Here is a 7,249-nt window from a genome sequence, read left to right as displayed (position 1 = left end):
GCTCGGGGCCATCCACCGCGACCCGGGCCGGGCCTGGACGGTCGCGGACCTCGCGGCGGTCGGCGGGCTCTCGCGGGCGCCGTTCGCGCGCCGGTTCGCGGCTCTCGCCGGGAGGGCGCCGCTGACGTACCTCACATGGTGGCGCATGACGATCGCGGCGCGCCTGCTGCGCGACTCCGACGAGCCGCTGCGGGTGGTCGCGCAGCGCGTCGGGTACGCCAGCGAGTTCGCCTTCGCGGCGGCGTTCAAGCGGCGGTTCGGCACCGCACCGGGGCGCTACCGCCGCGACCGCGCAGCGGCGACAGGCTACGCCGGCGCGCCGGAACAGGCGGTCACCGTGAGCATCCTCGAAGCGCCGGCGTCCAATGGCCGCGAGGAGATGTTGGAGTAGCCCCGCCCCGCTGACCAGCGGCGGCATCTTTTTGTCGTACCCCGCCGCTATGTTCCACCCATGACCCGCCTCCTCGACGTCACCGCGCCCGTCCGACTCCTGGCTGAGGCCGCCGCACTCGCCGTCCGGCTGATCACCGGCCGGTCGCCGCATCCGGTCCACGCGGCCGCGCTGCTGCGTGCCGACGAGGATGGCCTGGCCCTGTCCGCCACCGACGGCGCGCTCACCGTCCGGCTGCGGGTCCCGGCCACCGTCCACGAGCCCGGCGAGGCACTGGTCTCGCGTCGTGGCCTGGCCGACACCGTCGCCGGCCTCGACGCGCCCGAGGCTCGGCTGGTCGCCGAGGGCAGCCGCATGGCCGTCCGCGTGCCCGGGGCGCGGTTCGCGCTGCCCGTGCTCGCCGACGCGTGGCCACCGGCCGCCGCCCTGCCGCCGGAGACGGGCCGGGCCCCCGGCCCCGCGCTGCGCACCGCCACGGCCGCGGTCGCCGGCGCCGCCTCCCGCGAGCACGCCCTGCCCATCTTCACCGGCGTGCGCCTGCGAGCCGTGGCGGGCGGGATGTCGCTGCTGGCCACCGACCGTTATCGGCTCGCCGTGGCCACCGTCCCCGTCGAGGCGCCGGCCCCGTTCGACGCCCTCGTTCCCGCAGGCCTGCTGGCGCGTGTCGCCCCGGTTCTGGGCCGCGCCGAGACCGTGAGCCTGCACGCCGCCGGCGAGCTGTTCGGCCTGTCCTGGCCCGGCGGGAGCGTGACGACCCCGACGCTCGGCGACACCTACCCGGACCTCCAGTTCGACCGCCTCCTCGACGTCACCCCGGAGTGCGTGGTCGAGCTCGATGCCGACGCGCTGGCCCACGCCGTCGACCGCGCCGCGGCGTATGCCGGCGAACAGGGCCGCGTGACCCTGCAGTCGATCGAGGGTGCCGTCCTCGTGCAGGCCAGCGACCCGCTGCGCGGCGAGTCGGAGGAGACGGTGAAGGCGGCGGTCCGCTCGGGCCAGGCGACCCGGTCCTACCAGGCGCGCCTGCTTGCCGACGCGCTGGGCGCCTTCCCGGGTGAGACCGTGCAGCTGCGCGTCCAGCCCGCCCTACGAGCCACGGAGGTGACCACCGCGACCGCCGACCTGCGCTACCTGATCGTCCCGATGCGCCGGCCCGACCCCGCCTGAGCGACGCACTCGTTGCTGATTGGCCAGCGCAGATACGCCAGGACGCCATTGTCGACGGTGGTCGCTAACCTGGCGGGGCGAACTGGCGACGTATGGGGGAACACCGGTGGACGACTCCGTCTCGGCAGGCCTGTTCTGGTTCACCCTCTCACTCATCAACGCAGGCCTCGCACAGGGCAAGGGCCGCAGCGGCTTGGTTTGGTGGCTCTGGTCTCTGTTGCTCGGCCCTCTCGCCACCTTGATCATCGTCGTCAGGCCGCGGCCCGACAGCTGACCCTGGCCACCAGTCCCGAACGTATTGATCAGTGTTCCGGTGATGTCGAGCCGTCGGCGATCCGCATGAGGTCCGGGCGGGCCGGGTGCTGTTCGGGCAGGGCCGCGAGCACGCACAAGGCGGTCAGCATCGACAGCTGCGACCGTTTCACGTCCGTTGTCCAGTGCCGGGCCTCGGCAGCGTCGACGGTGACGTGTACCGGGCGGACCATGCCGACGTGGTATTCGTCGTCCTCGGCGGGTTCGCCCACGACGGGCTCGAGCTGTTGGTCGTCTCCGAAGTCGATGGTGACGACCAACTGTACTGCGCCGACTTCGGCTGGCAGGCCGCCGTTAAGGGTCACCACCTTCGAGAACATCATCACCAGTTCCTCGACCAGGTTCCACGGAACGTACTTCGGTGGCAGGTACGAGACGAACGGCTCGGTGCTGCCGTCCGCGTGGATGTTTTCCCCGTGGATCGGATTGGCCAGGTCGCGGCACTCCACATAGACCAGCCGGTGCCCTCGGTCCCACGGTTCCCGGTCGGGCTCGCCCGACACCGGCCAGTACCGCTCGTTCGAACCCGTCTCGTACGACACCTTGGTGTCGATGTCGTCGCCGGTCACCTCGTCCGCGACATAAAGCAGGTCTTCGCATTCGTCCCAGGTGTCGGCGGCCAGCAATGAGGGCTCGGCCAGCACTGCCTGCCAGACCGCGCGGCCGCGGGCAACGATCCCGGCGCGGAGATAGAGGAACACGTCGTCGCTGAGGGGAATCGGGTCCTCGTCCGGCGGGTCGTCCGTGAACCGGACCGGCTGCCGCGCCAACTCCTGACGGTCCAGTTCGAACAGCGCCAAAGCCAGCCGCTCCTGGAAGGCGATGACATCTCGGCGCCGCCGGCCCGACAACGCTTCGGTCAGCCGGGCGACCGCTTCCTCGTCCACATCACCGTTCATGACAGCGATCAGCTTCCAGAAGTCGTTCTCAGCCATAGGGCGGCGCAGCAGACGCATGACCGTATCGTGCCAGCCGCCCGACCCTGCCAAGGTCGGATCACCGGCCGAACCTCAGCCGACGTCCGTACATGCCGCGAGTCGCGCGTGGTCCGAGGTCGCACCAGCCTTCGACCACCGTCCGGTTCAGGTGTCGTGGACTACGTGGAATTTGACGGGGCGCCGCAGGTTGGGCAATGGACCGCCTCGGCGGGCAGCGACCGGCCACCTGCCGAGCGTCGACCTCTTGCGGCGAGGGCCAGCACCAGCAGCGCCGATCCCACTACGGCGACCAGGATCGCAACGGCGGCCATGGACGACCACATCGGGACCTGGGGCCGGCCGGGGCCGGTGTCTTCGAGCATCGCACCGAGCGGGTTCAGTGCGAGCATGCCGATCGGCGTAAGCAGGATCAGCAGCGCCCAGACACCGCGGTAGTCGTGCCGGGCGGCCAGGCCGAGCGCGACCAGCGTCACGCCGATCAGCAGCGTCGCCCCAGCGGCTGGCAATGCCGTAGCGGCGGGCAGATAGTAGTCGCCGTAGAAGTTCAGGCGCAGTTGCGCGGCAACGGTGACCGGCATGGTCAATGCTGCGGCGGCGAGCGGCGTCAGCCGAACCCACCGGCGGTGCCGTGTGGCGGCGCCCACCGCGACGATACCGAGGACGAGCTGGGGCAGCAGCACGATCAGCGGTGGGCGGGGTATTCCGGTCAGCATCGCGGCCGGCACGACACCGGCGGTGACCAGCACGGCGAGCACTGCCAGGCGACGAAACCACCGGCCGGGAGCGACGACGTACACGACGGCCGTCAGCAACCAGACCGCCCACGCCGCTACCCCGAGGGACATGAAAGGCCCGGTATACCTAGACCGGAACACTATGGGTGCCAGCGCCTCGAAGATCGCCCACCCGCTCGCGAACGCACTCGTGGTCGTCAGTGCGAGCAGGCCGGCGAGCCGGAAGCCGGGGCCGAGGCCGAGTGCGGTCCGTAGGTGCTGGCGCAGCCCACCGGCCGCGAGGTCCGCGATGTCGGCCCGCGAGGGTCTCCTACGGTTGGGCGCGGCCAGGGGACAGGTAGGTATCCACGAGCTCCGAGCCACGCGTCCGCTGATACTCGGCCGGATAGAACAGCGCCGCCCAGCGCGCATAGCGCCGTTCGAGATCGGTCATCGCAGGACGTCCTTGGTGATGCCCTTCCGGGCGGTCCGGCTGGCTTTGCAGCAGGCTCATGCGAATCTCCGGCTCGGGCGGGGTGCGCCCTTGGCGGCTCGCAGCCGGGCGGTTGCCGCCTTGACGTTGCGGCGCATGCGTTCGGTCTCGCCGGCCAGCAGCTCGCCGCCCGGCTCGGTGAGCCGGTAGTAGCGGCGTAGCCGGCCGTCGACGATCTCCTCGTGATCGACGCCCACCAGGCCCGCGTCGACCAGCCGGTCCAGCGCGCCGTACAGCGTGCCGGGCCGCAGCGAGATGCGGCCGCCGGACAGTCGGGCCACCTCGGCGATCAGGCCGTAGCCGTGCATCGGCTCGCCAGCGAGGGCGGTGAGGATCAGGAATGTGGGTTCACGCAGTGGGGTTTCCACGTGGACCAATATATCGGCTGCGAAGGTATGACGGAACATCACCACCGCCCGCGACCAAATAAATCCTCGATCCGCGATCTTGGTGCCCGCATCTGCCGCTGTCATGGCGCGGGGCACGGTTGCGCCTCGTCAGTGGCGCTTTCGTCGGCCATGAGGCTGGCCTCGGTTGGGCATCGGCGGTCGGCAGGTCCACCTGATCGGGCTGTCATCATGGCGTGGTGGCGTCGGTAGAGGCGAGCGTGCCGTTCCGGTGGGACTTGGTCGCGCCGGATCAGCTGGGATCGTTGCTTGATGGTGTCGCACCGCCCGATCTGTGGTTCCTCGACGATCTTGTGGCGTGCACCGGGAAGGTGCTGGCCCGTAGCGTGCGCTCAGCCTTGACTCTGCCCGGTTCGCCGTGGTGTTGCAGCGGCTGGCGCGGATTGGGCAGACGCTTGTGTTCGGGAACGGGCTGATGACAGGTACTTCAATACGGCTGTAGTCGTCTCGCGGGGTGAGATCGTGGGCGTCTATCGCAAGACTCACCTTGTGCCCGGCGAGTCCCTGTTCGAGAACGGCGATGCCTATCCCACGTTCGTGCTTCGCGGCGTCAGGTTCGGCATCAATATATCTGCTATGACACGCAGTTCGGCGAAGCCGCGGCGCCGATCGCGGCCCAGGGTGCACGGCTGCTCCTCGTGCCAGCACAGAACATGATGCGTCGCGCTGCCGCGCTGCATTGGAAGGACCTGCACCATGCAATCGGCGAGAGACCGGTATGTGGCTGGTATCAGCTGATGTTACCGGTGAACGCGATGGGTCCCCCGTCGGTTTGGGTCCGACCAGCGTGATCAGCCCGCGTGCGGAGGTCGTGGCGCAGGTGCCATTGATGACGACGGGTATGGTCGTTGCCAACATCGACTGACCTACAGAGCGTGTCGTCGCGCTGGATGCCGAAGATGGGCGCGTGCCGCACGATGGCGAACAGTCGCAGGTCGGTGTTGGCCAGGTCGTGGTAGATCGGTGAGCGGTGGCGCTGGGGTTCGGCGTGGAACCGGTCGCGGGCGGCGGCTGAGACGGGACGGCTACGTCACGCTCCGTACAAGGCTTCAGGAGACGCTGGGCCCTTGGATCGGAATCGTTGAGGCGGACACTGGCCGGGTCGGAAAGACTGGGAACGGATCATTTTCGTTGAGAACCGACGGTGAGCGTCGCGGTGCTTGGCAGCCCGGTTCGAGTCGGCGTCCGAGTCCGGGTCTGGGTCCTCCGAAACTACACGGGTGTAGTTGCCGATCCAGCCTTTGCGCAGGTCAGGGGGCGAAGTAGCCTCGCTGCGTGAAGGTCATCGGTGCCATGCAGACGCCCGGCGGGGAGTGGCGGGTCGAGGTCGTGCGGCATCAGAGCGGGTCCAAGTGGTATCGGCTCATTCACGGTGACAACGTGGTCGACTTCTTGACGATCGGGCGGGTCGCGGAGCTGTTGGCGCAGGCCGGAGTCGATATGAGCGAACTTGCCGAGGTCGGCGGGCGGTCCGCCTGGGCCGGTTGAGCTGGACCCGAGGCGCTACCGTGTGCTGGTGGTGGAACCGCAACAGCCGAGCTTACTGACGCGACTGCGGGCAGGCCTGGCCGGAGAGCGGGACGCCGCCTATCTGGAGGCGCTGCGCGCGGCCGGGCGCGTCGCGTACGACGAGATCCTCGCGGCCGACGAGCTGCGCGAGCAGCTGCCCTCGCTGTGGAGCGTGCCCACCGCGGCGGCGAGTCAGCTGCTGGCGGCGTGGAACGCGTTCGTGCTGCAGAAGCTCGGCGAGACCTTCCTCGACGCCGATTACGCCGCGCGGCCGGGCACCGCCGGATACGTGCCGCCGGTGACGTTCGACCAGGCGGCGGCGTGGCTGGCGGCGGTCGGTGAGTGGGTGTCGCGGGCCCGGCAGGCGCGGGCCAACCCGGAGTACGACGTCGCCATGCACACCATGCTGCCCGCGCCGCTGCCGCCCTGGGCGGAGGTCGTCACCTGCCCGCCCGAGCACCTGACCGCGCTGCAGGCGGCGGTCACGCCGGTCCGGGATCACGTCGAGGTGGCCCTGCACGCGCTGGTACGCACCGGGGTGCCGCCGCAGTTCGAGTCCGCGGTCAACCGGCTGCACCAGGACAACGCGGCGGCGGTGGCGGCGGTGGAGTACGCCGCCGGGCTGCGCACCGTGCGCTACCACCCGGGGCTGCACGAGCTCATCGAGCGCAACCTCAAGCGGGCCCTCGAGCTGTGGTTCCGCGTCGGGCAGCTGGCCGCGATGCCCTCGCTGCTGGCCGGTCCGCGCTTCGACGTGTGGTGCATGACCGATCGTGCCACGCTGCCGCGCTGGAAGCGGGACCAGCACGCGCGGCGGGCGATCGCCGAGATGTGGCGCACCGACCCGAACCCGGCGGCGACGCTGGCCATCCAGGCGCAGGTCGAGGCCGGCCTGCGGACCGGCGACCTGTGGTATCACCTGCCGCGCTACGGCGACACCTGCTACTACGAGCCGCCGTTCTCGTCCCTGTACGAGGTGCGCCGCCCGGTGTGCATCGCGGGCGTGTCGCTGCGGGTGCAGACCCAGTTCGCGATCCGCGGCGGCGTCAACCGCGGCCTCGTCCTGGGCCCGTTCCGCCCGACCGGACAGGTTCGTTACCGGCCGCGGTGACGAGCCCGGCGGGAGGTTCGTTGCCGGCCGCGATGACGAACCCGGCCCAACGTTCGCTACCGGCCGCGATGACGAGCCCGGCGGGACGTTCGTTGCCGGCCGCGGTGACGAGCCCGGCGGGAGGTTCGTTGCCGGCCGCGATGACGAACCCGGCCCAACGTTCGGAACCCCCCGCAGTCAGATAACAATAGCAAACGTCTGAAAAACA

At 70.2% G+C, this 7,249-nt stretch carries 8 protein-coding genes and 2 pseudogenes; 6 read left to right on the top strand and 4 right to left on the bottom strand.

Annotated elements, in window-relative coordinates:
• From ABT297_RS42175 to ABT297_RS42165, 3 genes and pseudogenes are all read left to right on the top strand, one after another.
• Positions 1-286: pseudogene (locus ABT297_RS42175) on the top strand (helix-turn-helix transcriptional regulator); the annotation flags it as partial.
• 165 nt (positions 287-451) lie between these two features.
• Positions 452-1,558 (top strand): DNA polymerase III subunit beta, encoded by a 1,107-nt coding sequence (locus tag ABT297_RS42170; protein WP_350559534.1) that lies wholly within the window; start codon positions 452-454, stop codon positions 1,556-1,558.
• A gap of 106 nt (positions 1,559-1,664) precedes the next feature.
• Positions 1,665-1,832, top strand: coding sequence for a hypothetical protein (locus ABT297_RS42165; RefSeq protein WP_350559531.1), 168 nt, complete (start codon positions 1,665-1,667; stop codon positions 1,830-1,832).
• Between the two features lie 28 nt (positions 1,833-1,860).
• Here the strand turns inward: ABT297_RS42165 and ABT297_RS42160 are convergent, their stop codons facing one another.
• The 4 genes from ABT297_RS42160 to ABT297_RS42145 all read right to left on the bottom strand — a co-directional run bounded on the left by ABT297_RS42160 (position 1,861) and on the right by ABT297_RS42145 (position 4,382).
• On the bottom strand, positions 1,861-2,826 hold the full coding sequence (locus tag ABT297_RS42160; RefSeq protein WP_350559528.1) for a DUF4240 domain-containing protein: 966 nt from the start codon (positions 2,824-2,826) through the stop codon (positions 1,861-1,863).
• Between the two features lie 140 nt (positions 2,827-2,966).
• Positions 2,967-3,563: a hypothetical protein gene (locus ABT297_RS42155; RefSeq protein WP_350559525.1), complete on the bottom strand. Its 597-nt coding sequence runs from the start codon at positions 3,561-3,563 to the stop codon at positions 2,967-2,969.
• Between the two features lie 289 nt (positions 3,564-3,852).
• Positions 3,853-4,035, bottom strand: coding sequence for a hypothetical protein (locus ABT297_RS42150; protein ID WP_350559522.1), 183 nt, complete (start codon positions 4,033-4,035; stop codon positions 3,853-3,855).
• A complete protein-coding gene (locus tag ABT297_RS42145) occupies positions 4,032-4,382 on the bottom strand; it encodes a PadR family transcriptional regulator (protein ID WP_350559519.1) in 351 nt (116 codons plus the stop codon). The genes ABT297_RS42150 and ABT297_RS42145 overlap by 4 nt, the downstream gene beginning before the upstream one ends.
• A 486-nt stretch (positions 4,383-4,868) precedes the next feature.
• Between ABT297_RS42145 and ABT297_RS42140 the strand changes: the two are divergent.
• The 3 genes and pseudogenes from ABT297_RS42140 to ABT297_RS42130 form a co-directional block, all read left to right on the top strand.
• Positions 4,869-5,078 (top strand): annotated as a pseudogene (locus ABT297_RS42140) (hypothetical protein); the annotation flags it as partial.
• A 618-nt stretch (positions 5,079-5,696) separates the two neighbouring features.
• Entirely contained in the window at positions 5,697-5,909 is a 213-nt protein-coding gene (locus ABT297_RS42135; RefSeq protein WP_350559516.1) for a hypothetical protein, read from the top strand.
• A gap of 28 nt (positions 5,910-5,937) precedes the next feature.
• Positions 5,938-7,041, top strand: coding sequence for a thiolase family protein (locus tag ABT297_RS42130; protein ID WP_350559513.1), 1,104 nt, complete (start codon positions 5,938-5,940; stop codon positions 7,039-7,041).
• Positions 7,042-7,249: the final 208 nt, after the last annotated feature.

Origin of the sequence: Dactylosporangium sp. NPDC000555 (assembly GCF_040300025.1) — a bacterium.
Taxonomy (GTDB): Bacteria; Actinomycetota; Actinomycetes; order Mycobacteriales; family Micromonosporaceae; genus Dactylosporangium.
This window is presented reverse-complemented; position numbering and strand designations above follow the sequence as displayed.

Excerpts from the sequence above, each read along its gene's own strand:
- ABT297_RS42170 (WP_350559534.1), top strand. The coding sequence starts at position 452 with ATGACCCGCCTCCTCGACGTCACCGCGCCCGTCCGACTCCTGGCTGAG.
- ABT297_RS42160 (WP_350559528.1), bottom strand. The coding sequence starts at position 2,826 with ATGCGTCTGCTGCGCCGCCCTATGGCTGAGAACGACTTCTGGAAGCTG.
- ABT297_RS42150 (WP_350559522.1), bottom strand. The coding sequence starts at position 4,035 with ATGAGCCTGCTGCAAAGCCAGCCGGACCGCCCGGAAGGGCATCACCAA.